Below are 26,761 nucleotides of genomic sequence, written 5' to 3' on the forward strand. Positions count from 1 at the left end.
TCATAAGCAGGCGGGAGGCGATTTCCGCATCGATCAGAACAAGAGATCGATGGTGAAGTAGGCGAGCGCCGAAATCGCCGCCGCGGCCGGCATGGTGATGAACCAGGCAATCACGATGTTGCCGGCAAGCCCCCAGCGGACGGCCGAGACCCGGCGGGCCGCGCCGACGCCGATGATCGCGCCGGTGATGGTGTGGGTGGTCGAGACCGGGATGCCGAGCCAGGTGGCGGCAAAGAGCGTGATCGCCCCGCCGGTTTCGGCGCAGAAGCCCTGCATCGGGTTGAGTTTGGTGATCTTCGACCCCATCGTATGCACGATCCGCCAGCCGCCGAACAGCGTGCCGAGCGCGATCGCCGCCTGGCAGGTGATCACCACCCAGAACGGCACGTAGAATTCCGAGCCGAGATAGCCCTGCGAGTAGAGCAACACCGCGATGATGCCCATGGTCTTCTGCGCGTCGTTGCCGCCATGGCCGAGCGAATACATTGAGGCCGAGATGAACTGCATCACCCGGAAGGTGCGGTCGACGGCAAAGGGCGTCTGGCGCACGAAGATCCAGGAAACGATCAGCACCAGGAGCAGCGCCAGGAAGAAGCCGATCGCCGGCGACATGAAGATGGCGCCAACGGTCTTCAGAAGTCCGGTCCAGACGATGGAGCTGAAACCGGTGCTGGCAAGACCGGCACCGACGAGGCCGCCGATCAGCGCATGCGACGAGCTCGAGGGGATGCCGAAGAGCCAGGTGACGATGTTCCAGACGATCGCGCCGATCAGGGCCGAGAAGATCACCAGCGGCGTGACGATACCGGGATCGATGATGCCCTTGCCCAGCGTTTCGGCCACGTGCAGGCCGAAGAACAGGAAGGCGATGAAGTTGAAGAAGGCCGCCCACATGACCGCGTACTGCGGTCTCAGCACCCGTGTCGAGACGATCGTCGCGATCGAGTTGGCGGCGTCGTGCAGACCGTTCAGGAAGTCGAAGAACAGCGCGATGCCGATCAGCCCGACGAGCAACGGAAAGGCGAGCGTCGCATCCATCAGACGTTCTCGATCACGATGCCGCTGATTTCATTGGCGACGTCCTCGAAGCGGTCGACCACCTTTTCGAGTTCGCCATAGATCTCGCTGCCGATGATATAGGCCATCGGGTTGCTGGCGCCGTGGCGGCGGAACAGGTCCTTGAGGCCCTGTTCGTGCAGTTCGTCGGAGCGGCCCTCGATGCGGGTGACTTCTTCGGCGATCGCGATCAGGCGGTCGTGATTGGCGCCGATCCGATCGAGCAGCGGAATGGCCTCGGCGATCAGGTGCGCGGCCTTGACGACCGTGGTGCCCATTTCGCGCATGCCGGGATCGAAGCTCTTCTGTTCGTAAAGGCGGATCGTCTTGACGGTCTTGTGCATCATGTCGATGGCGTCATCCATCGACTGGATCAGATCCTTGATGTCGCCGCGGTCGAAGGGCGTGATAAAGGACCGGCGCACGGCCAGCAGCACCTCGGCGGTGATGTGGTCCGCCTCATCCTCGAGCGCGACGATCCGGTCGCAGTGTTTTTCCAGATCGTCGCCGCCAGCGAGAACCTTGTCGAGCGCATCGGCAGCACCGACGACGGTGCGCGAATGTTTTGCGAAGAGGTCGAAGAAGCGATCCTCGCGGGGAAGAAGTTTGCGGAACCAGGCCAGCATCACACGTATATCCATCTGTGGATTGTCATGCGGCTGTCATATTTCACTAGGTCCTTTATGAAAAGCACCGAATCAAAGGGGTTTGTCGCCTTTCCCCTGTCGATATCGGCCTATCTTGCACGATATGGCGACGCGTCCCATTTCGCCTTGCCTTGGCAGGCGCTTTCGTCCTAGCTGCGCCCAACGTCGAATCCGGACTGCCGATGCCAAACAAGGTCTTTCTCAACCGCCTGAAGCTTACGGAGTTCCGCAACTATGCGGCCCTCTCGCTTGAGCTCGATCAGCGCCATGTGGTGCTGACGGGGGAGAACGGCGCCGGCAAGACCAACCTCATGGAAGCCGTCTCTTTCCTTTCGCCCGGCCGCGGCCTCAGGCGCGCAGCCTATGCGGACGTGACCCGGGTCGGTGCCGGCGACGGGTTCTCGGTCTTTGCGGAAGTCGAGGGCATGGAGGGAACCGTCGAGATCGGCACCGGGACTGCCGGCGTCACGGAAGGGCAATCCCGGCGGCTGCGGCTGAATGGAACACCGGCAGCGACCGTCGACGAACTGACCGATCACCTGCGCGTCCTCTGGCTGACGCCATCGATGGATGGGCTCTTTACCGGGCCTTCGGCCGACCGGCGGCGTTTCCTCGATCGTCTTGTGCTGTCGCTCGATCCGGAGCACGGCCGTCGCGCCAGCGAATTCGACCGGGCGATGCGCAGTCGCAACCGGCTGCTCGGTGAATTCCGCCCGGACCCTTCCTGGCTGACGGCGATCGAAAAGGAAATGGCCGGTCTCGGCGTCTCCATGGCGCTGGCGCGGCAGGAAATGCTCGGTCTGTTGACGGCGCTGGTCGAGCGCACTGTCGACGAGAGCGTCTTTCCGTCGGCGCGCCTGGCGTTGTCGGGCTTTCTCGACGACGAGGGCCATCGTCCGGCCTATGATCTGGAAGAACAATATCTGACGATGCTGCGTGATGGACGTCCGCGCGACGCCGCGGCGGGGCGCACGCTCGACGGGCCGCACCGGAGCGACCTGCTCGTGCGTCACCGCGAGAAGGACATGGAGGCAGCACGCTGCTCGACCGGGGAGCAGAAGGCGCTGCTCGTCGGCCTGGTGCTGGCGCATGCGCGCCTCGTCGGCGACATGACCGGCCACGCGCCGATCCTGCTGCTCGACGAGATCGCCGCCCATCTCGACGTCAACCGGCGCGCGGCTCTGTTCGATCTCGTCGACGGCCTTGGCGGCCAGGCCTTCATGACCGGGACGGACCAATCGATGTTTGAGGCGCTCGGCGAACGCGGCCGCTTCCTGACCGTTTCGCATGGCAGCGTTACGGGATAAGCAGAAGTCACCGAGGAGGATTGCCATGACCGGTGAGAACAAGCTCGACCAATCGGAGATCACCCGTTACGCCCGTCATATCGTGCTGCCGGAAATCGGCGGCGCGGGGCAACAACGGCTGAAGGTAGCCCGCGTGCTGGTGATCGGGGCCGGCGGCCTCGGCGCTCCGGTGCTTGTCTATCTTGCCGCCGCCGGCATCGGCCGGATCGGCATCGTCGACGACGATGCGGTCGCGCTTTCCAACCTGCAGCGGCAGATCATCCACCGTACCGAAGACATCGACCGCGCCAAGGTCGAGCGGGCCGCCGAGGCGATCACATCGCTCAACCCGCATGTCTGCGTCGACGAACACAGGCTGCGCCTCAACGCCGACAATGCCGAGGCGCTTTTCCGGCAGTACGATCTGGTGATCGACGGCTCGGACAATTTCGATACCCGCTCCCTCGCCGCCGATACGGCGGCAGCGGTCGGCATTCCGCTGGTGACCGGCGCCGTCGGCCGCTTCGACGGTTCGCTGACGGTGCTTATGCCCTATAGCGCCGGCCCCGATGGACGACCGAACCCCTCCTACCGCGATCTCTTTCCCGAGCCGCCGCCGGCCGGCGTCGTGCCTTCTTGCGCCGAGGCCGGCATCGTCGGCGCGCTGACGGGCGTCATCGGCACGCTGCAGGCCATGGAGGCGATCAAGGTGATTGCCGGCTTTGGCGAACCGCTGGTCGGGCGGCTCTTGATGTACGACGCGCTGACGGCACAGTTCAACACCATCCGTTACCGCAAGAGGGCATAGCGATGGTGCAGATCTTTCGTATCGACGAAGCATTCGACCGGCACGAGGAACTGTTGGCCCTGATCCTTGGCGCCTTCTCCTACATGGACGGGCGGATCGACCCGCCCTCGTCGGCGCATGCGTTGAACATCGAATCGCTGCGCGACAAGATTGCCGACGAGATCGCCTTCGGCGTCAGCGATGGCGAGCGGCTGGTCGGCTGCATCTTCTGCAAACCCGAGGACGATTGCCTCTATATCGGCAAGCTTGCCGTCGCGCCTGAGACGCAAGGAAAGGGCATCGGCCGAATGCTGCTCGCTGAAGCCGAAGCGACGGCGCGTGCGCTGAAACTTCCGGCGCTGAGACTGCTGACCCGCGTCGAACTCGCCGACAACCACCGCGCTTTTGCCGCCTGGGGCTTCGTTCAGAGCGACACGATGTGCCATCCCGGATTTACCCGGCCGACGGCGATCGAGATGCGCAAGGCGCTTTAGTTTTCGAACGTCAGCCAAGCAGATCCGCGACCGCACGACAGGATCGTGCGGCGTTTCGCGATCAGTCGCGGCCCGGCAGAACCCGGTCCGGCGGACGGTGGCCGTCGAAGAAGGTGCGGATGTTGATCACCACCTTCTCGCCCATGTCGATGCGGCCTTCGAGCGTGGCCGAACTCATATGCGGCAAGAGCACGACCTTGCCTTCGCCGGCAAGCTTGATCAGCTTCGGATTGACCGCTGGCTCGTTCTCGAAGACGTCGAGGCCGGCGCCGGCAATCTTGCCTTCACGCAGGCACTTGATCAGCGCCGTCTCGTCGATAATGCCGCCGCGGGCGGTGTTGACGATGTAGCTGTCCGGTCGCATCAGGGCGAGCCGGCGGGCGGACAGCAGATGATAGGTCGCCGGCGTCGACGGGCAGTTGACCGAAACGATGTCGACGCGGGCGAGCATCTGGTCGAGGCTATCCCAATAGGTCGCCTCCAGCATCTCCTCGGTTTCCGCCTTCACCCGGTGGCGGTTGTGGTAGTGGATCGAAAGGCCGAAGGCCTTGGCGCGGCGGGCAACAGCCGTCCCGATCCGGCCCATGCCGACGATGCCGATGCGCTTGCCGGCAATGCGGCGGCCGAGCATCCATGTCGGCGACCAGCCGGCCCATTCGCCCTTGCGGTCGGTCAGGATCTGCGCACCTTCGGCAAGCCGGCGCGGCACCGCAAGGATCAGCGCCATCGCCATGTCGGCTGTGTCTTCCGTCAGCACGTTGGGCGTGTTGGTGACGGTGATGCCCTTGCGGGCGGCGGCATCGACATCGATGTTGTCGACGCCGTTGGAAAAGCTCGCGATCAGCTTCAGCTGCGGGCCGGCCTGCTCGATAAGCGCCGCGTCGATGCGATCGGTCACCGTCGGCACCAGCACGTCAGCGCGTTTGACCGCGGCCACAAGCTCCGGCTGGCTGCGCGGCGTATCGTCGATGTTCAGCTCCGCATCAAAGAGTTCGCGCATGCGCGTCTCGACGATGTCTGGCAATTTGCGGGTGATGTAGACCGTGGGCTTCTTCTTGCTTGTCATTGCTGCGACGGGCCTTGTTGACGGGTCCTTAACCAAGTTGGGCGATACTTTCTCCCTGTAGCCGCAATTTCTACCAGACCCCACCGGGAAGACAAACAAAACTCGCGTCGTCGTCCTCGCGATTTCCGCCCGACCCATGGGCCTCAAGTGAACTGCGCCTGCAAAAGCTAGTGCCACGGAATATGGGCTTCGTCATGCGTCACGTCATTTCCAGATTCTCGCTCTCGTTGATCGCCGCCTGCCTTGGCGCCGCGATCATGACGTCGGCGGCTTACGCTCAGGCCGCCAAGGGCGCCAGCGGGCTGCCGCTGCCGCGCTTCGTCAGCCTGAAATCCAAGAGCGTCAATTTGAGGATCGGCCCGAGCGTCGATTACGCGGTCGCCTTCCGCTACATGAAGCCGGGCGTGCCGGTCGAGATCATCCAGGAATACGATAACTGGCGCCGCATCCGCGACGCCGACGGCACTGAAGGCTGGGTGAACCAGGCGCTGCTCTCCGGCGACCGCACGGCCGTCGCAGCCCCCTGGATGCGCGGCAAGGGCGAAGGCGTCTTCGTCAACATGCGCCGCGACGCGCAGGGCAATTCCCCGATCGTCGCCCGCATGGAGCCCGGTGTCATCGTGAAAGTCGGCGAGTGCAATGGCGACTGGTGCCATGCCGAAGCGCAAGGCGTCGAAGGCTGGATCGCGCAGGGCGAAATCTGGGGCGCCTATCCGGGCGAGGCCTTCAAGTAAGGCCGCGCCCGTCTTTAACCAAAATCAATTGGGGTCGGATCAGGCGAGACCAGCCTGCTTGGCAGCCGTTTCCAGCGAAACCATCGGCCGTGGCCCGATCTGGCCGATAACAATGCCGGCCGCAAGATTGCCGAGCTTGCTGCAGTCTTCCAGCGAACGCCCCGTCGTGTAGCCATGTAGGAAGCCCGCGGCATAGAGGTCGCCAGCACCTGTCGTGTCGACCACCTGGGCGATCGGCGTTGCGCCGACACGAACCCGCTCTTCTCCACGCACGACCACCGAACCTTCTTCGCTGAGCGTCACGGCGGCGAGCTTGCAATCCTTCGACAGCTTCTCCAGCGCCAGATCGAAATCCTCGGTCTCGTAAAGTGCCAGCGCTTCCTGCTTGTTGGCAAAGACGATATCGACCGTGCCGGAACGCATGAGGTCCAGGAACTCGTCGCGATAGCGGTGAACGCAGAAGCTGTCGGACAGCGTGATCGCGGTCTCGCGGCCGTTTGCATGGGCGATCCGCGCGGTCTCGCGAATGGCGTCCTTGGCGCGCGGCGGATCCCAGAGATACCCTTCGAAATAGGTGACCTTGGATTGGGCGACGACCTCGGGCTCCACGTCCTCGGGGCCGAGTTCGACGCAGGCGCCGAGATAGGTGTTCATCGAGCGCTCGCCGTCCTCGGTGACGAAGATCATCGAGCGCGCGGTCGGCGGCACGCTTTCGAGCGGCTTCGTCTGGAAATAGACGCCTTGGGCGCGAATGTCGTGGGCGAAGATCTCGCCGAGCTGGTCGCTCGCGGTCTTGCCGAAATAGGCGGCACGACCGCCGAGGCTGGCAACGCCCGCCGCCGTATTGCCGGCACTGCCGCCGGAGGCTTCGACCGCCGGGCCCATGCGCGAGTACAACAACTCGGCTCTTTCGGCATCGATGAGGTTCATGGCGCCCTTTATGATGCCGTTTTCATTGAGAAAGGCATCGTCGCAGCGCGCGATGATATCAACGATGGCGTTGCCGATCGTCAGCACGTCGTATTTTGTCATGAACCTCGTCCGGTCTCCGTGATGGCCGGTGTTCGTTAATACCGGTTTTCCGGCCATTTGGAAGACAAAAGACGCGTGCGGGCGGCTTCACGCCGTAGGAAGCGCGCTTTCGTCATAGGCGGCGGCGAATTCGGCACTCGGGGGAATGGGCTTGATGATGTCGATCAGCACGCCATTCGGATCGGCCGTGATGAAATGACGCTGGCCGAAATCCTCATCGCGCAAGGTCTTCAGGATCGGCAGGCCGGAGGCAAGCGCCTGCGCATAGATGCGATCGGGATCCTCGACCTCGAAGTTCAGGAGAAGACCGCGGGTGGGCGCGCGCGCCTCTTCGGGGATCGTCTCGTGGCGGTAGTCGAGCACGGCAAGCGTCACATGTTCGTCCTCGATCGATTGCAGATGCACATACCAGTCGCTGGTGAAGAGCGCCTGGAAACGGAAGTGATCGATGTAGAAGGCGGCAGTGGCGGCAACGTCAGCCGTCATGATGACCGGGTAATAGCTCGTCGATTTCATGGCTTTTCCTCGCTCCTGCTATATCATACAATCTGTATGTTTCTTTAATTAACATACAGGCTGCATGTATGCAACAGGACATTTCCCGCCGCTCCAACCGCGAGCGATCCGACACGACCCGTGCCGCGATCCTCGATGCTGCCCGCGGCCTCTTTGTCACCAGGGGCTATGCCGACACCTCGACGCCGGACATCGTCGCAGCCGCCGGCCTCACCCGCGGCGCGCTCTATCACCACTTCGAGGACAAGAAGGCGCTGTTTCGCGCGGTGGCAGAGCGGGAAGCACTGGCTGTGGCAACGTCGATCGAGCAGGCAACGTCAGGGGATCTCTCGGCACGCCAGGCACTAAAAGTCGGCGCCAGCGCCTATTTCGGCGCCATGCGCGAGCCGGGGCGTATCCGGCTGCTCCTGCTCGATGGGCCGGCCGTCCTCGGCAAGCGGGAAATGATGGCGATCGACGCGGCCAACGCGCAGAGAACGCTCGAGGAAGGGATCGCCGAGGCAATGGCTCCGTTCACCGTTTCGGCCGAAAGGCTGTCGGCCATGGCCTCACTGCTTTCGGCTGCCTTCGATCGTGCGGCGCTCGACATTGCCGATGGCGCGTCGAGCGAGGTTTACGTCGAAACGATCGGCACGCTGATCGACCGGATGGTTTCGGCCTGACGGCTCAACCAGCAGCCGAGATCATCTGCGGCGGCAGTTCGACCAGTGGCGCCGGGATGTCACAGGTCTTTTCCGGCGACTTGCAGAGGTCGGCGATGACGCAGCGCTCGCATTCGGGCTTGCGCGCCTTGCAGCAGTAGCGCCCGTGCAAGATCAGCCAGTGGTGAGCGTGGTAGAGATACTCGTCGGGGATGATCTTGATCAGCTTGTCTTCCACCTCGTCCGGGGTCTTGCCCGGCGCCAGACAGATCCTGTTGGCGATGCGCAGGATGTGGGTGTCGACGGCGATCGTCGACTGGCCGAAAGCCATGGAGAGCACGACATTGGCGGTCTTGCGGCCGACGCCCGGCAGCGTCACCAATTCCTCCCGCGTGCGGGGCACTTCGCCGCCAAAATCCCGGATGAGCGTCTCACTCAGCGCGATGACATTTTTTGCCTTGTTGCGGAAAAGTCCAATCGTCTTGATGTAGTCCCGGACCTTCTCCTCGCCGAGCGCCAGCATTTTTTCCGGCGTATCGGCGATGGCAAAGAGCGCGCGCGTCGCCTTGTTGACGCCGGCATCGGTCGCCTGTGCCGAGAGCGCCACTGCGACGACCAGCGTGAAGGGATTGACGTGCTCGAGCTCGCCCTTCGGCTCCGGCCGCTGGATCGAGAAGCGCCGGAAAATCTCCTTGAGCTCGTCCTGGCTATAGAGGCTCTTCACCCGCGGCGTGGCGCGGCGGCCGGCGGCAGGCTTTGGTTTGGCGGCGCGAACAGGCAATTTCGGCTTCACGTTTTTCATGATGCATCTATAGTCAAAGGTCATGATCAATGGCAACGCCACCACCCCATCCGAGGACGCCCCGGTCTTCACCGCCGAGCTCACGCCCTATCGCTCGCTCGGGCGGCGCGGCTTCAAGATGTTCTTCCTGATCGCCGGGCTCCTGAGCCTCGTTCACGGCATCGTCTTCCTCATCATCGGCGCCTGGCCGGTGGTGTTCTTTTTCGGGCTCGACTACCTCCTGCTGTTCGGCGCCTTCTGGCTGAACAACCGCTCGGGGCTCAGCCGCGAAGAGGTCAGCGTCAGCAGGACGGACGTTTCGGTGCGCAAGTTCACGCCCTCGGGCCGGATCAGCGAACATCGCTTCAATCCGTTCTGGGCACGCTTGAACGTCGCCCGGCATCAGGAAATCGGCATCGTCTCGATGACGATCAGCGGCGGCGGCAGGCGAACCGATATCGGCTCGTTCCTCAACCGCGACGATCGCGAGACCTTTGCGCTGGCGCTCTCGGGGGCGCTTGCGACCGTGCGCCGCCGCTGACGCCCGGCGCTTGCAATCGCGGCACCCGGCGATCGCATGTTTTCAAGTTTCGGGTGGTTGGCGGGGCCAGCAAATGGTTACCTGTGACAAGACAGGAGAAGAGCCATGAACATTGCGACATCCGTACCCACCGACATCACGCCGAAGGGCACCGACTACGATACGGTCAGCCGCGTGATCGAAATGCTCACTGAGGACTATCGCGACCAGCCGTCGCTCGAATCCGTGGCGCAGCGCCTGAAGCAGTCGCCGACCCAACTCCAGAAGGTCTTCACCCGCTGGGCGGGGCTGTCGCCGAAGGCATTCCTGCAGGCCGTGACCCTCGACCATGCCAAGCGCCTGCTGCGCCAGGAAGACATGCCGCTGCTCGAAACCAGCATCGAAGTGGGCCTCTCAGGACCAAGCCGGCTGCACGACCTGTTCGTCACCCACGAGGCGATGTCGCCAGGCGAATGGAAGGCGCGCGGCGAGGGTCTGACGATCCGCTACGGCTACCACCCCTCGCCCTTCGGCACGGCGCTGGTGATGATCACCGAGCGCGGCCTCGCAGGACTTGCCTTCAACGATATGGGCGGCGAGCAGGCGAGCTTCGAGGACATGGCGCAACGCTGGCCGAACGCCCGCTACATCGAGGACAGCGCGGCGACCGCCCACTATGCCGCGCGCATCTTCGATCCGTCGCGCTGGCGACAGGACGAGCCGCTGCGTATCTTCCTGATCGGCTCCGACTTCCAGATCCGGGTCTGGCAGGCGCTGCTGAAGATCCCGCTCGGCTGCGCCACCACCTATTCGAATATCGCCGGGAACATCGGACAGCCGACGGCATCGCGCGCGGTCGGTGCGGCTGTCGGGCGCAACCCGATTTCCTTCGTCGTCCCCTGCCATCGCGCGCTCGGCAAGAGTGGAGACCTCACCGGCTATCACTGGGGCCTGACGCGCAAGCGCGCCATCCTCGGCTGGGAAGCCGGCAAGGCGGCCGACGGCACGATCTGATCGCCAGGTTTGCCGGCATTATCGGAGACACAAAAAAGGGGCGCCCAGCGCCCCTTTTCATTTCCTGGCCATCAGCGATCAGTGAGCGCCGGACATGTCGCCGAGCACTTCCTTGGAAGCGACGGTCGAATTGGCGTTGAGCTTGTAGACCATCGGCACGCCGGTCGCGAGGTTGAGCTTCAGGATCTCTTCCTTCGACAGGCGATCGAGCACCATGACCAGCGAACGCAGCGAGTTGCCGTGGGCGGCGACCAGCACCTTCTGGCCGGAGAGCACGCGCGGCAGGATCTCGGTCAGGTAATAGGGCCAGACGCGGGCGCCGGTGTCACGCAGGCTCTCGCCGCCCGGAGGCGGGATGTCGTAGGAGCGGCGCCAGATATGCACCTGCTCTTCGCCCCACTTTTCGCGGGCGTCATCCTTGTTGAGACCCGAGAGGTCGCCGTAGTCGCGCTCGTTCAGCGCCTGGTCGCGGATCGTCTCGAGCGAGGACTGGCCGACAGCGTCGAGCACGAACTGGCAGGTGCGCTGGGCACGGACGAGATCCGAGGTGAAGGCGATGTCGAACTTGATGCCGTAGTCGGCAAGCGCCTTGCCGCCGGCCTTGGCTTCCTCGACGCCGAGTTCCGTCAGATCCGGATCACGCCAGCCGGTGAACAGGTTCTTCAGGTTCCAGTCGCTCTGGCCGTGCCTGACGAGGACGAGAGTACCGCTCATGTCGAATTCCCCTTGAGACTTGAGAGTGGAAAGGTCAGTTGAGCCCGAGAACGTCGAGCATCGAATAGAAACCGGGCTTCTGGCTGCGAGCCCAGAGTGCGGCGGTGACGGCACCGCGCGCGAAGATCGAACGATCCGTGGCGCTGTGCGACAGGGTCACCTGCTCGCCCTCACCGGCCAGGATGACCGAGTGTTCGCCGATGACCGAGCCGCCGCGCAGGGTGGCAAAACCGATCGTGCCGGCCGGACGCGGGCCCGTATGACCGTCACGCACGCGCACCGAATGGTCGGCAAGCGCGATATCGCGCCCCTTCGCCGCCGCAGCACCGAGAAGCAGGGCCGTGCCCGAGGGCGCATCGACCTTGTGCTTGTGGTGCATTTCGAGGATTTCGATGTCCCAGTCGGCCGGGCCGAGCGCCCGCGCCGCCTTCTCCGTCAGCACGCCGAGCAGGTTGACCCCGAGGCTCATATTGCCCGACTTGACGATACGGGCGTGGCGCGCGGCGGCGCGGATCTTCGCCTCGTCGTCGGACGAGCAGCCGGTGGTGCCGATCACATGGACGATGCGGGCCTGGGCCGCGAGACCGGCAAACTCGACGGTGCCCGCCGGTGCGGTGAAATCAAGGACGCCTTCGGCTTCGACGAAGGCTTCGAGCGGCTGGTCGGTCACCGGCACGCCGATCGGACCAAGCCCGGAGAGTTCGCCCGCATCGCGGCCGATGAAGGGAGAACCCGTGCGCTCGACGGCCGCATGCAGGCGCACGCCTTCCATCGCGTGAACCGTCCTGATCAGCGTCTGGCCCATACGGCCTGCCGCACCCACCACCACGAGCTTCATATCGTTCGCGCCCATCGGTGAGTTCCTCCTTGTCCGCTAGTGGATTTGGGCGCCGGCCGGCGCTTCGGGCGTTTCGCCATCCGGAGACTGCTCCTCCGAATTCTGGCCCTGGAGATTGTGGAGCCGAGCGTAGAGACCGTCCGGCCGCCGTGCAAGATCGGCATGGGTGCCTTCCTCGACGACGCAACCATCCTTCATGACGATGATCTTGTCGGCATTGACGACGGTCGAGAGGCGATGCGCGATGACGATCACCGTGCGGCCATCCATGGCGTGGTCGAGCGCCTTCTGCACCGCGGCTTCCGATTCGGTGTCGAGCGCCGAGGTGGCTTCGTCGAGCAGCAGGATCGGCGCGTTGCGGACGAGCGCGCGCGCAATCGACAGGCGCTGGCGCTGGCCGCCGGAGAGCGTCATGCCGTTCTCGCCAACCGGCGTGTCGTAGCCCTGCGGCTGCGCCAGGATGAAGTCATGGGCGTAGGCGAGCCGTGCGGCTTCCTCCACCTCGGCATCCGTCGCGTCGATGCGGCCGTAGCGGATGTTGTCGCGGATCGAGCCTTCGAAGAGATAGGGCTGCTGCGACACATAGGCGATGCCCTTGCGCAGCGACAGTTTGGTAACGTCGGCGATGTCCTGACCGTCGACCAGGATCTGGCCGGACGCCGGATCGTAGAACCGCGGAATGAGGCTGATGACGGTCGATTTGCCGGCACCCGAGGGGCCGACGAGCGCCGTCGTCTTGCCGCCCTCAGCCATGAAGCTCACGCCCCGCAGCACGTCGTCGCCATTCGGATACTTGAAGCGCACGTCGCGCAGCTCGACGGTCGCGTTGGTAAATGCCAGTTCCTTGGCGTCGGGCTTGTCGCGCTGGTGCGGCACGGTATCGAGGATCTCGTAGACCATGCGGGCGTTGACGGCGGCGCGCTCGAGCGAGACCTGAAGCCGCGCCAGGCGGCGGGCCGGGTCATAGGCCATCAGCAAAGCGACGACGAAAGCGAAGAAGGCGCCGGGCGGTACGTCGGCATAGATGGCGCGGAACGCCGAATAGGCAAGCACCGCCGAGATCGCGAGACCGGCGAAGGTTTCGGTCATCGGCGCCGTGCGCTCGCTCAACCGGGCAATGCGGTTGGCACGGTTTTCGGCGCGATCGACGATCGCCTCGACCTTGCCGCGAAGCTCGCTCTCCATCGTAAAGGCCTTGACGATGGTGATGCCCTGAATGGTTTCCTGCATCGCGCCGAGAACGCGGCTGTTGACTTCGATCGCCTCGCGGGTGGCCGAACGCAGGCGCTTGGACACATAGCGCAGGCCCAGAAGCAGCGGAGGTGCGGCGACGAAGACGATGATCGACAGCAGCCAGTCCTTGGCAAACATGACGCCGACCAGGCCGATCAGCGTCAGCAGGTCGCGCGCGATCGAGGTAACGGTCAGATTGAGCACGTCGCGAATGCCGCTGACGTTCTGGCTGATCTGGGCGGCGAGTTGCGCCGAACGGGTCTCGTTGAAATAGCCGACGCTGAGCGCCATCAGATGGGCATAAAGACGGCGCTGATAGCGCGCGACGATGTTGTTGCCGATCTTCGAAAGCGCGACGGCCTGGCCGTAAGTTGCAAAGCCGCGCAGCACGAAGGCGGCGAGGATCGCGCCGCAGACGAGCAAAACGATGTCCGCCCGCTTGTTGGCGAAGGCCTCGTTGATGACGGTTTCCATGATCGAGGCGGTAAAGCCTGTCGTGGCAGCGACCACCGCCAGGCAGCCGATGGCAAAAGCATAGCCGCGAATGTGGTCACGACCGTTTTCCGCAATGACCCGCTTGAGGATCCCGCTGATCGTATCCGAATCGACCGCGTGCTGTTTTTTCTTGCTGGCGCTCAAAAAGCCCGTCTTCCCTGGAACCAATCTGGAGGGCCGGCATCCGGCCCGATCTTTCCCGGGGCTCTATAGTGGTTTGATATCGCTTTGGCGAGTCTTTGCGCACGCCACGGTCTCAGCTTCTCCAGCGGCGTCCCTCCGTTGCCACACCGAAATCCCTCGGCGTGCGGGCAAAGGCCGCCAATCCCGAGAGCGCGGCCATCGGGTGAATGACGGCAAAGGTCGGGATCGTTTTCATCAGCGCCGAATGCGGGGCCTTGTCCTCGAAGGCGGCCCGGAAGGGCGACTTCATCAGCGCCGGCAGGATCTTCTGCGAGATACCGCCCGCCAGGAAAACGCCGCCGCGGGCCATGAAGATCAGCGCCATGTCGCCGGCCACGCGACCGAGATAAGTCGAAAACAGTGAGATGGTCTCGATCGCCGCCCTGTCGCTCTCGGCAAGGGCGTGCGTCGTCACTTCCGCGGGGTCCGTCAGAACCGCATCCACGCCATCGGCGGCGCAGACGGCGCGGTAGAGGTTCATGATGCCGCGGCCACAGAGGATCTGCTCGCCGGCCATGCGGCCTTCGATCGGCTCCAGAAATGGCCAGATGTGGAAATCGCGTTCGGTGCGCGGGCCGATATCGACATGGCCGCCTTCGCCCGGCACCGGAAACCAGGTGTGCTGGGCAAAGACCAGGCCGCCGACGCCAAGGCCCGTTCCCGGTCCGAGCACGACGCGGGAGGTCAGCGGCCGGATGCTGCCGCCGCCGATCTGCACCAGGTCCTCGTCCGCCGGAGCGGCGACGGCAAGCGCCTGAGCCTCGAAGTCGTTGATGATCAGCACGTCTTCGAGGCCGAGGCTCGAGAGCATGTCCTTCGGCCGGATCACCCAGCCGGCGTTGGTCAAGGGAATTTCATCGCCCCGAATCGGACCGGCCACTGCCAGGATCGCCGAGCGCGGCTGCACGGAGGTCTTGTCGAGAATGCTCTTTTGCAGCGCCTCCTCGATCGTCTCGAAATCGCCGGTCTTGATCGGCGGCAGTTGCTTCGGGTCGGCAAAGGCGTCGATGAGCAGGGCAAAGCGCGCGTTGGTGCCGCCGATGTCGCCGATCAGGATCGGAAAAGGAAAGCTGTGTTCATTGGTGCCGGACATCGCAAGATCCATCCTGATCGTCATCTTGGGTTGCTGAACTGTCTATCAGACAGAACGGGATGAGGAAAAGTGCGGGAGGATTGTCGCATCCGCCCACCGGAGCCCGCATCATCTGGGGTTGAGGTCGATCAACTGCTCGGCCGTTGCACGATTGAGCGCCATCGGAATGTCGTAGACGATGGCGAGGCGCATCAGCGCCTTGACGTCGACATCGTGCGGCATGGCGGTCAGGGGATCGACGAAGAAGATCAGCAGTTGCACTTCACCGGTCGCGATCATCGCGCCGATCTGTTGGTCACCGCCGAGCGGTCCGCTTTTCAGCCGGGTGATATCGAGGCCTGGGCAGACGTCGAGAACACGGCCGCCGGTCGTGCCGGTGGCTACGATCCGCCAGTCAGCCAGTACCGCCTCATGCGCCTTGGCAAAGTCCGCAAGATCGTCCTTCTTCTGATCATGCGCGATCAGCGCAACACATTTCCGATCCGCCATGCCGGGCCTCGCATCAATATTTAAATCGATTTGATTGCCCTATACATGAGCGCCACGGGAATGGGAAGGCTGATGCCTCCCCGCCCCGCTCGGGTCGCTGGCCTACTGCAGCGTCGGACGCGCCATCGGCACGGGGATATCGGCCGGCGGGACATCGCCGGACGCACCGATCACCTGCTCGATACTATCGCTCGCTGCGGCCGGCGCGGCAGCCCGGTAGGCCGTGCCAAAAGTGGCGGCCGCTTCCGAGGCGGGCGCCGGGCCGTTGAGAACGAGAGCGCAGGCCTTCGGCAGGTCGGCAAGCGTCGTCACCTTCGGCTTGACCGGCTTCGCGCCCGGCTTCTTGGTCGGTTTTGCCCACGGCTCGTCGGTGAACCACCAGGCCAGCGACTTGTCGCAGCCGTCGCCGGCCGGAACCTCCGCCTGGTCCTTGCAGGTCGAAGCACCCGCGGGGCACTTGATGCGGATGTGGAAGTGGTAGTCGTGGCCGTAGATCGGCCGAACCTTGCCGAGATTCGTGCGGTCGCCCGTCCAGGTATCGCAAAGCTTTTTCTTGATCGCCGGATTGACGAAGACGCGCTCGACCTGCGGATAGCTCGCCGCCAGCATGATCAGCTGCGCGTGCTTCGGCGTCCAGATCGAACGGTCGACCGTCAGGAACTTGTTTTTCTGCAGCATCGAGGTGGCGGAGATATCCTCGCGTTCGCGATAGCTGAGCGTGCGTTGCGGCATCGGCGTCAGCCAGATGTCGGCATCGAGCCCGATCTGGTGCGAGGCGTGGCCCGACAGCATCGGCCCGCCGCGTGGCTGCGAGATATCGCCGAGCAACAGGCCCGGCCAGCCGACCTTGTTGGCGGCATCATGGGAAAACTGCTCGATCAGCGCGATCATCTGCGGGTGGCCCCAGCGGCGGTTGCGCGACAACCGCATTGCCTGCCAGGTCGGCCCGTCGGTCGGGATGGCGACACCGCCGGCAAGGCATCCCTTGGCATAGAAGCCGTAGGAATTTGCCGCCATCTCGGCAGGCAGAGCCTTGGCGCCGAAGAGCGTCTTTGCCGGCACGTCGTCGGCCGCCGCGTTGTCGGCGATCAGGAGGCTGGTTCCAAGCAGCAGCGCAAGAAACGCCGAGCCGCAACGTCGAAATGGAGCAATCATTGAATTTCGTCCCGTTTGTCTCGCAGACAGCAGCGCCGATCTACGCATGCCGTGTCCGGCGCCCCCCATCCTAAGGCCCCGTCTTTGCCTCAGCCTTACGCGTTACACGCGTGTGAATCACCGGGATGTGACTCAAAAATTTGGCCTGATTTGCGGCGGTGCCTGTCATTTGCCCTGATTTCGCCTATGCTCTCGCAAAAGAAGATTGAAATATAAAGGGGTAAGGGCTGGATGCCATACGTCTGCAGGACCATGAAATCAGGCTTCGCTGCCTCGCTACTGGCAGCGGCGTTTCTTCTCTTCCCTGCTGCAGGCAATGCCCAAGAACAGCCCGTCTGGCGTCACGGAACATCATCAATCGGCGAACTCAAATACAAACAGGGCTTTGCCCGTTTCGACTACGTCAATCCTGACGCTCCCAAGGGTGGAGAGCTGCATCTGTCGGAAAACGGGACTTTCGATACGTTCAATCCGATCCTTTCCAAGGGCGAGGCGGCAAGCGGCGTGGCCTCTCTGGTCTTCGACACGCTGATGAAATCGGCCGAGGACGAGATCACCACCACCTACGGCCTGCTCGCCGAGGCGGTTTCCTATCCTGACGACATTTCCTCGGCGACCTTCCGCCTTCGCCCGGAGGCCAAATGGGCCGACGGCAAGCCGGTAACACCCGAGGACGTCGTTTTCTCGTTTGAAAAGGTCAAGGAGCACAATCCGCTGCTCTCCAACTATTACCGCCATGTGGTTTCGGCGGAAAAGACGGGGGAGCGCGACGTCACCTTCCGCTTCGACGAGAAGAACAACCACGAACTGCCGAACATTCTCGGGCAGTTCCCGATCCTGCCGAAGCACTGGTGGGAAGGCGTCGACGACAAGGGCAACAAGCGCGACATCAGCCGCACCACTTTGGAACCGGTCATGGGTTCCGGCCCCTACAGGATCGCCTCGTTCCAGGCCGGCGGCTCGATCCGGTTCGAGCGCCGCGACGACTATTGGGGCAAGAACCTCAACGTCAACGTCGGGCAATATAATTTCGGCGTGATCAGCTACGCCTTCTTTAGCGACAGAAACGTGGAATTCGAAGCCTTTCGTGCCGGCAACGTCGATTTCTACCGAGATCCCAGCGCCAGCCACTGGGCAACGGCCTACGACTTTCCGGCGATGAAGGACGGCCGCGTTGTTCGCGAGGAGATCGAAAACCCCTTGCGCGCAGCCGGCATCATGCAAGCCTTCGTGCCGAACATGCGGCGGGAGAAATTTCAGGATCAGCGGGTGCGTGAGGCGCTGAACTATGCGTTCGATTTCGAGGACCTGAACAAAAATCTCGCCTACAACACCTTTCAGCGTGTCGACAGCTACTTCTGGAACACGGAGCTTGCTTCCTCCAAGCTTCCCGAAGGTCGCGAAAAGGCCATTCTGGAGGAGCTGAAAGACAAGGTCCCGCCGGAGGTCTTCACCACCCCCTATACGAACCCTGTCAACGGCGAGCCGCAGAAGGTGCGCGACAACCTGCGCAAGGCACTCGCGCTGTTCAAGGAGGCGGGTTACGAGCTCAAGGGCACGCGCCTGGTGAACACGAAGACCGGCGAGCCCTTCACCTTCGAACTGCTCCTGTCCAATCCGTCCTTCGAGCGCACCGTCACGCCCTTCATCAACAGCGTCAAGAAGATCGGCATCGATGCCCGCATCCGCACGGTGGATGATTCGCAGTACACCAACCGCGTCAGAAGCTTTGACTATGACATGATCTACGGCATCTGGGCGCAGACGCTGGTGCCGGGCAACGAACAGATCGACTACTGGGGTTCGGCTTCGGTCAATCAACAGGGATCGAGAAACTATGCCGGCATATCCGATCCGGCAATCGACGAGCTCATCCGCCGGATCATCTTTGCACCGAACCGCGAGGAACTGGTGGCAACGACACGGGCACTCGATCGGGTCCTTCTCGCCCACCACTACGTCGTGCCGCTGTTCTATTCGAAGAACGTTCGTGTCGCCTACTGGAAACAGCTCGTCCGCCCGCAGGAGCTTCCCTACTACGGAATAGGCTTCCCGGACGCGTGGTGGTCGAAAAACGCCTCCCCCAAATGAAGTCCTTGCGCTCGGATGGCGTCTCGATTCCAAATGCAAAAAAACGAATCACTGAAACAAGCCCCGATCCGGGGCCCGCAAGGAGACACAGGGATTGAGACACCATAGACGGCATGCCGACGCTTCGCCGGTCCGGGCCACCGCCCACACGTCGATCGAAAGGCCCGCCTGATGGGTGCCTATATCCTGCGCCGCCTGCTTCTGATGATCCCGACGATCTTCGGGATCATGGCGATTTCCTTCATCGTGGTGCAGTTCGCGCCGGGCGGCCCGGTCGAGCAGGTGATCTCGGACCTGACCAATGCCGGCGGTTCCGATCGCCTGTCGGGCAGCAGCGGCGACCTGATGCAGGCCGGCGGCGACGAGGGCGGGCGCTATCGCGGCGCCCAAGGCCTCGATCCGGAATTCATCGCCAAGCTCGAAAAGCAGTTCGGTTTCGACAAGCCGCCGCTCGAGCGCTTCGCCACCATGATGTGGAACTATATGCGCTTCGATTTCGGCGAGAGCTTCTTCCGCAACACCTCGGTGATCGACCTGATCAAGGAGAAGATGCCGGTCTCGATCTCGCTCGGGCTATGGATCCTGCTGTTCTCCTACGCAATCTCCATCCCGCTCGGCATCAAGAAGGCGGTGTCCGACGGTTCCGCATTTGACGTCTGGACCTCCGGCATCATCGTCGTCGGCTACGCCGTGCCGAGCTTCCTCTTCGGCATCCTGCTGATCGTCGTCTTTGCCGGCGGCTCGTTCTTCGACTGGTTCCCGCTGCGCGGCATCGTCTCCGACAATTTCTGGCAACTGCCCTGGTGGCAGAAGATCCTCGACTACATCTGGCACATGACGCTGCCGCTGATCACGCTGCTGCTGTCGGCCTTTGCAACGACGACGCTGCTCACCAAGAATTCCTTCATCGACGAGATCAAGAAGCAGTATGTGACGACCGCACGGGCCAAGGGCCTCACCGACGGTCAGGTGCTCTATGGCCACGTGTTCCGCAACGCCATGCTGATCATCATCGCCGGCTTCCCCGGCGCCTTCATCTCGGCCTTCTTCACCGGTTCGCTTTTGATCGAATACATCTTCTCGCTCGATGGCCTCGGTCGGCTCGGCTATGATTCGGTCGTCAAGCGCGACTATCCGATCGTCTTTGCTACCCTCTTCATCTTCTCGCTGATGGGCCTGCTCGTCAGCCTGCTGTCGGACCTCATCTATACCTGGGTCGATCCACGCATCGACTTCGAGCGGAGGGATGTCTGATGGCAAGCGTCACGACCTCCCCGGCCGCTGTGGCGCCGCGTGGCTGGCTGTCACCGGTCAACCAGCGCCGCTGGCAGAACTTCAAGGCGAACCGGCGCGGCTACTGGTCGCTCTGGCTGTTCCTGGCGCTGTTCGGGCTCAGCCTGGTCGGCGAACTCATCGCCAATGACAAGCCGATCATCGCCTCCTACAAGGGCGAACTCTTGTTCCCCGTCGTCATCGATTATCCGGAGGAAAAGTTCGGCGGCTTCCTGGCGGAGACCGATTATCGCTCCGATTTCATCCGCGACGAGATCGAGGCCAACGGCTGGATGATCTGGCCGCCGGTGCGCTATTCCTACCAGACGGTTAATTCCAACATCCCGCATTCGGCGCCGACCAAGCCCTTCTGGCTGATGGACAAGGAAGAGCGCTGCTCCGCCTATCCGGACAAGACCAGCGACCGGAACTGCATCGTCGGAAACCTCAACTGGCTCGGCACCGACGACCAGGCTCGCGACGTCTTTGCGCGCATGATCTACGGCTTCCGTCTTTCGGTGCTCTTCGGCCTGACGCTCACCATCGCCTCGGCGGTGATCGGTGTCACCGCCGGCGCCATCCAGGGCTATTTCGGCGGCTGGACCGATCTCCTGATGCAGCGTTTCATCGAGATCTGGTCGTCGATGCCGGTGCTCTACATTCTGCTGATCATCGCCGCGATCCTGCCGCCGGGCTTCTTCATCCTGCTCGGAATCATGCTGCTCTTCTCCTGGGTCGGTTTCGTCGGCGTCGTGCGCGCCGAGTTCCTACGGGCGCGCAACTTCGAATACGTCAACGCGGCACGCGCGCTCGGCGTCGGCAACGGCACGATCATGTATCGTCACCTCCTGCCGAACGCGATGGTGGCGACGCTGACCTTCCTGCCTTTCATTCTCTCCGGCTCGATCACGACGCTGACCTCGCTCGACTTCCTCGGCTTCGGCATGCCGCCCGGATCGCCCTCGCTCGGCGAGATGATCGCCCAGGGCAAGTCCAACCTGCAGGCGCCCTGGCTGGGGCTGACGGCCTTCTGCGTCATGTCGCTGATGCTGTCGCTGCTGATCTTCGTCGGCGAAGCCACGCGCGATGCCTTCGATCCGAGAAAGACGTTCCGGTGAGCGCGACGATGACAGACCCCCTTCTCTCCGTCCGCGACCTCTCCGTCGCCTTTCACCAGGGCGGCAACACGTCCGTTGCCGTCGATCACATCTCCTTCGACATCAAGCGCGGGGAAACCGTGGCGCTTGTCGGCGAATCCGGTTCGGGCAAATCGGTCTCGGCCAACTCGATCCTGAAGCTTCTGCCCTACCCGTCGGCCAGCCATCCGAGCGGCGAAATCCTGTTCAACGGCAAGGACCTCTTGAAGGCCAGCGATGCGGAACTGCGCCATGCGCGCGGTAACGACATCACCATGATCTTCCAGGAGCCGATGACCTCGCTCAACCCACTGCACTCGATCGAGCGGCAGATCGGTGAGATCCTTGAGCTACACCAGGGGCTGCAGGGCGCGGCGCGGCGCACGCGCATTCTCGAGCTACTCAACCAGGTCGGCATCCGCGAGCCGGAAAAGCGGCTCAGCGCCTACCCGCACGAGCTCTCGGGCGGCCAGCGCCAACGCGTGATGATCGCGATGGCGCTCGCCAACCGGCCGGAACTCTTGATCGCCGACGAGCCGACGACAGCGCTCGACGTCACCGTACAGGCACAGATCCTCGAACTCTTGAAGTCGCTCAAGGATGAGCACGGCATGTCGATGCTGTTCATCACCCATGACCTCGGCATCGTGCGTAAGATCGCCGATCGCGTCTGCGTGATGACCAAGGGCAAAATCGTCGAGACCGGACCGACCGCCGAGATCTTCGCCAATCCCCAGCACGCCTATACCCGCCATTTGCTCGCTTCCGAACCGAAGGGCAACCCGCCGCCATCGGACACGTCGAAGCCGATCGTCATGGAAGCCTCCGACATGAAGGTGTGGTTTCCAATCAAGGCCGGCTTTCTGCGCAAGGTGGTCGACCATGTGAAGGCGGTCGACGGCATCGACCTGAAGCTGCGTGCCGGCCAGACGCTCGGCGTCGTCGGCGAATCCGGCTCAGGCAAGACGACGCTCGGGCTGGCGCTGGCGCGGCTGATCTCGTCGAAGGGCCGCATCGCCTTCATCGGCAAGGACATCGACCGCTACAGCTTCAACGAGATGCGGCCGCTTCGAAACCGGATGCAGATCGTCTTCCAGGACCCTTACGGTTCGCTGAGCCCACGCATGTCGGTGGCCGATATCATCGCCGAAGGCCTGAAAATCCACGAACGATCGCTGTCGGACAACGCGCGCGATGCCCGCGTCGCCGCGGCGCTCGAAGAAGTGGGCCTCGATCCTGCGACCCGGTGGCGCTATCCGCACGAGTTCTCCGGCGGCCAGCGGCAGCGCATCGCCATTGCGCGCGCCATGGTGCTGAAGCCGCAATTCGTGATGCTCGACGAACCGACCTCGGCGCTCGACATGAGCGTTCAGGCGCAGGTAGTCGACCTGCTTCGCGACCTGCAGGTAAAGCATGACCTCGCCTATCTGTTCATCAGCCACGACCTCAAGGTCGTGCGCGCCCTTGCCAACGAGATGATCGTCATGCGCATGGGCAAGGTGGTGGAGCAAGGCCCAGCCGAGCGCATCTTCAATGCGCCGAGCCAGGACTATACCAAGGCGCTGATGGCAGCCGCCTTCAACCTCGAAGCCGTCAACTTGACCGCGATCCGCCAATAGGTGTCCGAATGTCCGCAAAAAGCCCCGTCATCGTCGATCTGAAGTTCATTCCGGAGGAAGTCGAGGCGGCGCTTCGCGGGGCCTTCCCGGATCGCGAGGTGATCAACCGCGCCGATGCGGTTCACCACAACCGCGATCTCTCGGGCATCGACTATGCGGTCGTCTGGAAATCGGCGCCGGATCTTTTCGAGCGGGCGCCCGATCTCAAGGTGGTGTTCTCCGGCGGCGCCGGCGTCGATCACGTGCTGACGCTGCCGGGTCTTCCCGAGGTGCCGCTGGTGCGCTTCGTCGACCAGACGCTGACGACGCGCATGAGCGAGTGGGTGGTCATGCAGTGCCTCCTGCACCTGCGCCAGCACCGCGCCTATGAGACACAGGCGGCGAAACGCGAATGGCGCGACCTGACCCAGCCGGAGGCGGCCGACATCACCGTCGGCGTCATGGGCATGGGCGTGCTTGGCCAGGACGCCGCCCGCAAGCTATCGACCATGGGGTTCAAGGTCATCGGTTGGTCGCGCAGCAAGCGCGATGTCGCCGGCATCGAGACCTTCGGCGGCAACGAACTCGACAGCTTCCTGGCACGCAGCGACTTCCTCGTCGGACTGCTGCCGCTGACGCCGGACACCCGCGGCATTTTCAACCTGCGCCTGTTTGCAAAACTCAGCCGCAATGGGCCGTTTGGCGCACCTGTCTTCATCAATGCCGGCCGCGGCGGTAGCCAGGTCGAAGCAGACATCCTGAAGGCGCTCGATAGCGGCGTGCTCGCCGGTGCCTCTCTCGACGTGTTCGAGCAAGAGCCGCTCGCCCAGGACAGCCGCTTCTGGACACTGCCCAACGTCTACGTCACGCCGCACGTGGCGGCATCCTCCGACGTCAAGGCGCTCTTCCGCCATGTGGAGCAGCAGATCGCCCGCTTCGAAGGCGGGCAGACGCTCGAACATGTCGTCGACAAAGTAGCCGGCTACTGATTCAGCGAGAGCAAGGCGCAGCGCTTGCTGCGCTTAAGCTGCTGCCAGAGGCGCAACGTCTGATTCCGCAATGCGAACGGGGTGTCTTGCCTTCATCGGCAATGATCGAGGAGGCTCGCTTCGACGGTCCCGCTCACAGCCGATCAAGGGCGGCGATAGCCCGTCGGCTGCTCATAGAGCCAGCCGATCCGCTCGATCGAGGCTTCCAACCCTTCGCGCGCAACCGTCATCGTGTGGCCGTTGGCATGGATCAGGGTTTCGTCGTCCTCCATCAGCGCGACGTGGCCTTTCCAGAAAACGAGGTCCCCGCGCTTGAGTTCTTCGCGCGCAATCGGTGTTCCCAGGCCCGTCGCCTGCATGTCGGAATCGCGCGGCGCCTGCCTCCCGACCATCATCATCGACAATTGCACGAGGCCGGAGCAATCGATGCCGAAGCCGGAACGCCCGCCCCAGAGATAGGGCGTTTCGACGAAGCGGGCAGCAACCGAGACATAGTCTCCCGGCACGACATTGCCGACCTCGATGCAGTGATTGGCGATGACCGCCTGGCCGCCGTCGAGCAGGAAATAGCGCGTTCCCCGGGTCTCGCGCTCATCGATAACCGTCAGCCGGCTGCCCATCGACAGCGGATAAACGGTTGGGAAGCGCAGATCATGGCCGGTATAGACGAAGGTGCGCGGCGCGGTCACGACATGGGTCGGGCTCTTGAGCACCGGCGCGAGGCAATATTCCGGAAGGTAGCCGACATAGCCGTCGAGGTCGGCCTTTACCCAGCACCAGCTGTTGCTGGTGTCGAGCACCCGGACCGATTCGCCGAGCAAGAGTTCGGTATCGGTGCCGCAGGCGAGATCGGGCTTGGCACGCAGCGGCGCAACCGGAACCGAGACGCGCGCAACGCTGCCCTCAACATAACGTTCAGCCTCCACGACGCCGCGAAGGCGGCTTTCGGCAAGGTCTGGTCGATAGGCATTCAGACGGCGGTCGGGCAGTGTCGACATATCTACTCACTTCAGCTGCTTGCGGCCCTGATCAATGATCAGGTCACCGAGTTTTTCAAGATAGAGAGCACCCTCAACTGTCCTTTTGATGACGACGTTGCGGCGATCACGATCGTCGCGGACGCGATCGACAAGGCCAAGCGCGCCCATGGTGTCGAGCGCGCGGGTGATGACCGGCTTGGTGACACCGAGCGTCGCCGCCAGTCCGCGCACGGTGTGCGGCGGCGGCACGAGGTAGATCTGCAGCAGAATTGCCAGCTGCCGCAAGGTCAGGTCGCGGCTGTCGACGCGAACCTGAGCGAGCGACACCGAATGCCAAAGCCCGAGGGCCTGGGAGGGCGTTAGCTCGATCGGCAATGGCGGCTCCTACGCAAGATACTGATCCGCCACGATAGCGGCGGATCGTTACGCAAGCGTTTCTTTGCCGGTTCCGCCTGGCTGCGGTTACTTCGCCATCTTCTGGACGTGCTGGTAGAGCGCGCGGATCGCCTGCGCCTCCCCGCCAACCGTCGAATGCGGACGCTCGGACGGAGCCCATCCGAAGATGTCGAAATGCACCCAGCTCTTGGCGTTGGTGACGAAGCGCCGGAGGAAGAGTGCCGCGGTGATCGATCCGGCCATACCGCCCGCCGGCGCGTTGGTCAGGTCGGCGATACGGGCCGAAACATCCTTGTCATAGCCGTTATAAAGCGGCATCCGCCACATCGGATCGTCGACCTCGAGGCTTGCTTCCGTGAGATCATGGGCAAGATCGGCATCGTCCGTGAAGAATGGCGGCAGGTCCGGACCGAGCGCGACGCGGGCGGCACCGGTCAGCGTCGCCATGTCGACGAGCAGATCGGTCTTTTCTTCGTCTGCATAGGCCAGCGCGTCGGCGAGGATCAGCCGGCCCTCGGCATCGGTGTTGTCGATCTGAACCGTCAGACCCTTGCGGCTGCGGTAGATGTCGCCGGGCCGGAAGGCGTTGGCCGAGATCGAGTTTTCGACCACCGGCACGATGACGCGCAGATCCACCTTGAGCTTGGCGTCCATGATCATCAGCGCCAGGCCAAGCACGTTGGCGGCACCGCCCATGTCCTTCTTCATCAACAGCATGGAGGCCGACGGCTTGATGTCGAGACCACCGGTGTCGAAGCACACGCCCTTGCCGACGAGCGTTACCTTCTTGTGGCCCTTTTTGCCCCAGCGCAGCTCCAGCAGGCGCGGAGCCTCGGCGCTGGCGCGGCCGACGGTGTGGACCAGCGGGAAGTTCTGCGTCAGCAGCGCCTCGCCCGTAATGACCGAAACATCGGCCTTGTAGTGGGCGGCCAGCGCGCGGAACGCCGCTTCGAGCGCTTCCGGTCCCATGTCGTTGGTCGGCGTGTTGATAAGGTCACGGGCGAGGAACACGCCGGCGAGCTGGCGCTTGATATCGGTTGCGTCCGCATCGGCCGGAATGAGCAGCGTCGGCGGTTCGCCCTTGGCGGCCTTGTAGCGCTCGAAGCGATAGGAGCCGAGGCCGTAGCCGAGCGCGAGCCGGTTGGCCGTCAGCGGCGCCGTTTCGATATGCCATTTGCCCGCCGGCAGCGCCCGCGCCAGCTTGCCAGCCAGGAACGGCGCTTCCGACGGATTGCTGCCGAGGCCGAAGAGCGCGCCACCAAGATGGCCGTCGGCGGACGGGATCAACAGCACCGCGCCGGAATCGGCCGTGAAGCCTGCCTTGCGCGCCCAGTCCAAAGCGATCGGGTCGATCGTCCCCGTCTCGATATGCGCCGGCGTGACGGCGAAGATCGGCAGGGTCTTGCCGGCGCTGGTGTTGAACGGCGACGGCCGCTCGATGAACTGATAGGGGGCCATGAAAGTCCTCGGCTGACAGAGATGGAATCGCGCCATTAACGCTCTGTTAGGGTTAACAGATTATTGC

At 63.4% G+C, this 26,761-nt stretch carries 27 protein-coding genes; 12 read left to right on the plus strand and 15 right to left on the minus strand.

The genetic code is table 11. The features are described from left to right. Nucleotides 1–33: 33 nt before the first annotated feature. Both L981_RS25060 and L981_RS25065 read right to left on the minus strand, forming a co-directional pair. Nucleotides 34–1,038, minus strand: coding sequence for an inorganic phosphate transporter (locus L981_RS25060; RefSeq protein ID WP_043622704.1), 1,005 nt, complete (start codon nucleotides 1,036–1,038; stop codon nucleotides 34–36). Then, nucleotides 1,038–1,682: a DUF47 domain-containing protein gene (locus tag L981_RS25065; RefSeq protein ID WP_043622835.1), complete on the minus strand. Its 645-nt coding sequence runs from the start codon at nucleotides 1,680–1,682 to the stop codon at nucleotides 1,038–1,040. Before L981_RS25065 ends, L981_RS25060 begins: the two co-directional genes overlap by 1 nt. A 203-nt stretch (nucleotides 1,683–1,885) precedes the next feature. Between L981_RS25065 and recF the strand changes: the two genes are divergently transcribed. From recF to L981_RS25080, 3 genes are read left to right on the plus strand one after another with little or no spacing between them, the layout of a single operon-like run. Next, complete coding sequence (gene recF / locus L981_RS25070; RefSeq protein ID WP_043622838.1) at nucleotides 1,886–3,010, plus strand: DNA replication/repair protein RecF; 1,125 nt, start codon at nucleotides 1,886–1,888, stop codon at nucleotides 3,008–3,010. A gap of 25 nt (nucleotides 3,011–3,035) precedes the next feature. Next, the gene (locus L981_RS25075; RefSeq protein ID WP_043622707.1) at nucleotides 3,036–3,797 is read left to right on the plus strand and encodes a molybdopterin-synthase adenylyltransferase MoeB; all 762 of its coding nucleotides are present in this window, start codon (nucleotides 3,036–3,038) and stop codon (nucleotides 3,795–3,797) included. Nucleotides 3,798–3,802: 5 nt separating this feature from the next. Then, on the plus strand, nucleotides 3,803–4,270 hold the full coding sequence (locus L981_RS25080; protein WP_043622841.1) for a GNAT family N-acetyltransferase: 468 nt from the start codon (nucleotides 3,803–3,805) through the stop codon (nucleotides 4,268–4,270). 61 nt (nucleotides 4,271–4,331) lie between these two features. On the opposite strand, the gene L981_RS25085 is transcribed toward L981_RS25080, so the two are convergent. Next, on the minus strand, nucleotides 4,332–5,336 hold the full coding sequence (locus L981_RS25085) for a D-glycerate dehydrogenase (RefSeq protein ID WP_043622710.1): 1,005 nt from the start codon (nucleotides 5,334–5,336) through the stop codon (nucleotides 4,332–4,334). Between the two features lie 182 nt (nucleotides 5,337–5,518). On the opposite strand from L981_RS25085, the gene L981_RS25090 reads away from it, so the two are divergent. Continuing rightward, the gene (locus tag L981_RS25090) at nucleotides 5,519–6,070 is read left to right on the plus strand and encodes an SH3 domain-containing protein (RefSeq protein WP_034804952.1); all 552 of its coding nucleotides are present in this window, start codon (nucleotides 5,519–5,521) and stop codon (nucleotides 6,068–6,070) included. Between the two features lie 39 nt (nucleotides 6,071–6,109). On the opposite strand, the gene L981_RS25095 is transcribed toward L981_RS25090, so the two are convergent. Next, complete coding sequence (locus L981_RS25095; protein WP_043622713.1) at nucleotides 6,110–7,102, minus strand: adenosine kinase; 993 nt, start codon at nucleotides 7,100–7,102, stop codon at nucleotides 6,110–6,112. A gap of 87 nt (nucleotides 7,103–7,189) precedes the next feature. Beyond that, the gene (locus L981_RS25100; RefSeq protein WP_043622718.1) at nucleotides 7,190–7,618 is read right to left on the minus strand and encodes a VOC family protein; all 429 of its coding nucleotides are present in this window, start codon (nucleotides 7,616–7,618) and stop codon (nucleotides 7,190–7,192) included. Between the two features lie 68 nt (nucleotides 7,619–7,686). On the opposite strand from L981_RS25100, the gene L981_RS25105 reads away from it, so the two are divergent. After that, complete coding sequence (locus tag L981_RS25105; protein ID WP_043622721.1) at nucleotides 7,687–8,280, plus strand: TetR/AcrR family transcriptional regulator; 594 nt, start codon at nucleotides 7,687–7,689, stop codon at nucleotides 8,278–8,280. Nucleotides 8,281–8,284: 4 nt separating this feature from the next. On the opposite strand, the gene nth is transcribed toward L981_RS25105, so the two are convergent. After that, nucleotides 8,285–9,061 (minus strand): endonuclease III, encoded by a 777-nt coding sequence (gene nth, locus L981_RS25110; protein WP_043622844.1) that lies wholly within the window; start codon nucleotides 9,059–9,061, stop codon nucleotides 8,285–8,287. Between the two features lie 22 nt (nucleotides 9,062–9,083). Between nth and L981_RS25115 the strand changes: the two genes are divergently transcribed. Both L981_RS25115 and L981_RS25120 read left to right on the plus strand, forming a co-directional pair. Continuing rightward, nucleotides 9,084–9,581 carry a DUF2244 domain-containing protein gene (locus tag L981_RS25115; protein WP_043622724.1) on the plus strand — a complete coding sequence of 166 codons (498 nt, stop codon included), beginning with the start codon at nucleotides 9,084–9,086 and terminating at the stop codon, nucleotides 9,579–9,581. A gap of 105 nt (nucleotides 9,582–9,686) precedes the next feature. Beyond that, complete coding sequence (locus L981_RS25120; protein WP_043622727.1) at nucleotides 9,687–10,574, plus strand: bifunctional helix-turn-helix domain-containing protein/methylated-DNA--[protein]-cysteine S-methyltransferase; 888 nt, start codon at nucleotides 9,687–9,689, stop codon at nucleotides 10,572–10,574. A gap of 78 nt (nucleotides 10,575–10,652) precedes the next feature. Here the strand turns inward: L981_RS25120 and L981_RS25125 are convergent, their stop codons facing one another. The 6 genes from L981_RS25125 to mepA form a co-directional block, all read right to left on the minus strand. Beyond that, on the minus strand, nucleotides 10,653–11,288 hold the full coding sequence (locus L981_RS25125) for a 2,3-bisphosphoglycerate-dependent phosphoglycerate mutase (protein WP_043622730.1): 636 nt from the start codon (nucleotides 11,286–11,288) through the stop codon (nucleotides 10,653–10,655). A 34-nt stretch (nucleotides 11,289–11,322) separates the two neighbouring features. Then, nucleotides 11,323–12,141 (minus strand): 4-hydroxy-tetrahydrodipicolinate reductase, encoded by an 819-nt coding sequence (gene dapB, locus L981_RS25130; RefSeq protein ID WP_043622733.1) that lies wholly within the window; start codon nucleotides 12,139–12,141, stop codon nucleotides 11,323–11,325. Nucleotides 12,142–12,162: 21 nt separating this feature from the next. Then, a complete protein-coding gene (locus tag L981_RS25135; RefSeq protein WP_052202010.1) occupies nucleotides 12,163–13,998 on the minus strand; it encodes an ABC transporter ATP-binding protein in 1,836 nt (611 codons plus the stop codon). Nucleotides 13,999–14,110: 112 nt separating this feature from the next. After that, nucleotides 14,111–15,130: a glucokinase gene (locus tag L981_RS25140; RefSeq protein ID WP_043622850.1), complete on the minus strand. Its 1,020-nt coding sequence runs from the start codon at nucleotides 15,128–15,130 to the stop codon at nucleotides 14,111–14,113. 108 nt (nucleotides 15,131–15,238) lie between these two features. Next, nucleotides 15,239–15,619 (minus strand): methylglyoxal synthase, encoded by a 381-nt coding sequence (locus L981_RS25145; protein WP_043622736.1) that lies wholly within the window; start codon nucleotides 15,617–15,619, stop codon nucleotides 15,239–15,241. 102 nt (nucleotides 15,620–15,721) lie between these two features. Further along, entirely contained in the window at nucleotides 15,722–16,774 is a 1,053-nt protein-coding gene (gene mepA, locus L981_RS25150) for a penicillin-insensitive murein endopeptidase (protein WP_043622740.1), read from the minus strand. 231 nt (nucleotides 16,775–17,005) lie between these two features. Here mepA and L981_RS25155 point away from each other — a divergent pair, with 231 nt between their 5' ends. The 5 genes from L981_RS25155 (at nucleotide 17,006) to L981_RS25175 (ending at nucleotide 23,860) form a co-directional block, all read left to right on the plus strand. Continuing rightward, entirely contained in the window at nucleotides 17,006–18,865 is a 1,860-nt protein-coding gene (locus L981_RS25155) for an extracellular solute-binding protein (RefSeq protein WP_043622743.1), read from the plus strand. Nucleotides 18,866–19,036: 171 nt separating this feature from the next. After that, complete coding sequence (locus tag L981_RS25160) at nucleotides 19,037–20,119, plus strand: microcin C ABC transporter permease YejB (RefSeq protein WP_043622746.1); 1,083 nt, start codon at nucleotides 19,037–19,039, stop codon at nucleotides 20,117–20,119. Further along, nucleotides 20,119–21,255, plus strand: a complete 1,137-nt coding sequence (locus L981_RS25165; protein WP_043622749.1) for an ABC transporter permease — start codon at nucleotides 20,119–20,121, stop codon at nucleotides 21,253–21,255. The genes L981_RS25160 and L981_RS25165 overlap by 1 nt, the downstream gene beginning before the upstream one ends. An 8-nt stretch (nucleotides 21,256–21,263) precedes the next feature. Continuing rightward, a complete protein-coding gene (locus tag L981_RS25170) occupies nucleotides 21,264–22,892 on the plus strand; it encodes an ABC transporter ATP-binding protein (RefSeq protein WP_043622853.1) in 1,629 nt (542 codons plus the stop codon). 8 nt (nucleotides 22,893–22,900) lie between these two features. Beyond that, on the plus strand, nucleotides 22,901–23,860 hold the full coding sequence (locus tag L981_RS25175; RefSeq protein WP_043622752.1) for a glyoxylate/hydroxypyruvate reductase A: 960 nt from the start codon (nucleotides 22,901–22,903) through the stop codon (nucleotides 23,858–23,860). A gap of 143 nt (nucleotides 23,861–24,003) precedes the next feature. Here the strand turns inward: L981_RS25175 and L981_RS25180 are convergent, their stop codons facing one another. The 3 genes from L981_RS25180 to L981_RS25190 all read right to left on the minus strand — a co-directional run bounded on the left by L981_RS25180 (nucleotide 24,004) and on the right by L981_RS25190 (nucleotide 26,694). Further along, nucleotides 24,004–24,858, minus strand: coding sequence for an NlpC/P60 family protein (locus L981_RS25180; RefSeq protein WP_043622755.1), 855 nt, complete (start codon nucleotides 24,856–24,858; stop codon nucleotides 24,004–24,006). A 6-nt stretch (nucleotides 24,859–24,864) separates the two neighbouring features. Beyond that, nucleotides 24,865–25,215, minus strand: a complete 351-nt coding sequence (locus L981_RS25185) for a helix-turn-helix domain-containing protein (RefSeq protein ID WP_043622758.1) — start codon at nucleotides 25,213–25,215, stop codon at nucleotides 24,865–24,867. 87 nt (nucleotides 25,216–25,302) lie between these two features. Beyond that, the gene (locus L981_RS25190; RefSeq protein WP_043622761.1) at nucleotides 25,303–26,694 is read right to left on the minus strand and encodes a M17 family metallopeptidase; all 1,392 of its coding nucleotides are present in this window, start codon (nucleotides 26,692–26,694) and stop codon (nucleotides 25,303–25,305) included. Between the last annotated feature and the right edge of the window lie 67 nt (nucleotides 26,695–26,761).

Origin of the sequence: Ensifer sp. ZNC0028 (genome assembly GCF_000799055.1) — a bacterium.
Lineage (GTDB): Bacteria > Pseudomonadota > Alphaproteobacteria > Rhizobiales > Rhizobiaceae > Ensifer.

Coding starts and splice junctions, on each gene's coding strand:
- L981_RS25060 (WP_043622704.1), bottom strand. CDS start 1,038: ATGGATGCGACGCTCGCCTTTCCGTTGCTCGTCGGGCTGATCGGCATC.
- L981_RS25065 (WP_043622835.1), bottom strand. CDS start 1,682: ATGCTGGCCTGGTTCCGCAAACTTCTTCCCCGCGAGGATCGCTTCTTC.
- recF (WP_043622838.1), top strand. CDS start 1,886: ATGCCAAACAAGGTCTTTCTCAACCGCCTGAAGCTTACGGAGTTCCGC.
- L981_RS25075 (WP_043622707.1), top strand. CDS start 3,036: ATGACCGGTGAGAACAAGCTCGACCAATCGGAGATCACCCGTTACGCC.
- L981_RS25085 (WP_043622710.1), bottom strand. CDS start 5,336: ATGACAAGCAAGAAGAAGCCCACGGTCTACATCACCCGCAAATTGCCA.
- L981_RS25090 (WP_034804952.1), top strand. CDS start 5,519: ATGGGCTTCGTCATGCGTCACGTCATTTCCAGATTCTCGCTCTCGTTG.
- L981_RS25095 (WP_043622713.1), bottom strand. CDS start 7,102: ATGACAAAATACGACGTGCTGACGATCGGCAACGCCATCGTTGATATC.
- L981_RS25100 (WP_043622718.1), bottom strand. CDS start 7,618: ATGAAATCGACGAGCTATTACCCGGTCATCATGACGGCTGACGTTGCC.
- L981_RS25105 (WP_043622721.1), top strand. CDS start 7,687: ATGCAACAGGACATTTCCCGCCGCTCCAACCGCGAGCGATCCGACACG.
- nth (WP_043622844.1), bottom strand. CDS start 9,061: ATGAAAAACGTGAAGCCGAAATTGCCTGTTCGCGCCGCCAAACCAAAG.
- L981_RS25115 (WP_043622724.1), top strand. CDS start 9,084: ATGATCAATGGCAACGCCACCACCCCATCCGAGGACGCCCCGGTCTTC.
- L981_RS25120 (WP_043622727.1), top strand. CDS start 9,687: ATGAACATTGCGACATCCGTACCCACCGACATCACGCCGAAGGGCACC.
- L981_RS25125 (WP_043622730.1), bottom strand. CDS start 11,288: ATGAGCGGTACTCTCGTCCTCGTCAGGCACGGCCAGAGCGACTGGAAC.
- dapB (WP_043622733.1), bottom strand. CDS start 12,141: ATGGGCGCGAACGATATGAAGCTCGTGGTGGTGGGTGCGGCAGGCCGT.
- L981_RS25140 (WP_043622850.1), bottom strand. CDS start 15,130: ATGTCCGGCACCAATGAACACAGCTTTCCTTTTCCGATCCTGATCGGC.
- L981_RS25145 (WP_043622736.1), bottom strand. CDS start 15,619: ATGGCGGATCGGAAATGTGTTGCGCTGATCGCGCATGATCAGAAGAAG.
- mepA (WP_043622740.1), bottom strand. CDS start 16,774: ATGATTGCTCCATTTCGACGTTGCGGCTCGGCGTTTCTTGCGCTGCTG.
- L981_RS25155 (WP_043622743.1), top strand. CDS start 17,006: ATGCCATACGTCTGCAGGACCATGAAATCAGGCTTCGCTGCCTCGCTA.
- L981_RS25160 (WP_043622746.1), top strand. CDS start 19,037: ATGGGTGCCTATATCCTGCGCCGCCTGCTTCTGATGATCCCGACGATC.
- L981_RS25165 (WP_043622749.1), top strand. CDS start 20,119: ATGGCAAGCGTCACGACCTCCCCGGCCGCTGTGGCGCCGCGTGGCTGG.
- L981_RS25170 (WP_043622853.1), top strand. CDS start 21,264: ATGACAGACCCCCTTCTCTCCGTCCGCGACCTCTCCGTCGCCTTTCAC.
- L981_RS25175 (WP_043622752.1), top strand. CDS start 22,901: ATGTCCGCAAAAAGCCCCGTCATCGTCGATCTGAAGTTCATTCCGGAG.
- L981_RS25180 (WP_043622755.1), bottom strand. CDS start 24,858: ATGTCGACACTGCCCGACCGCCGTCTGAATGCCTATCGACCAGACCTT.
- L981_RS25190 (WP_043622761.1), bottom strand. CDS start 26,694: ATGGCCCCCTATCAGTTCATCGAGCGGCCGTCGCCGTTCAACACCAGC.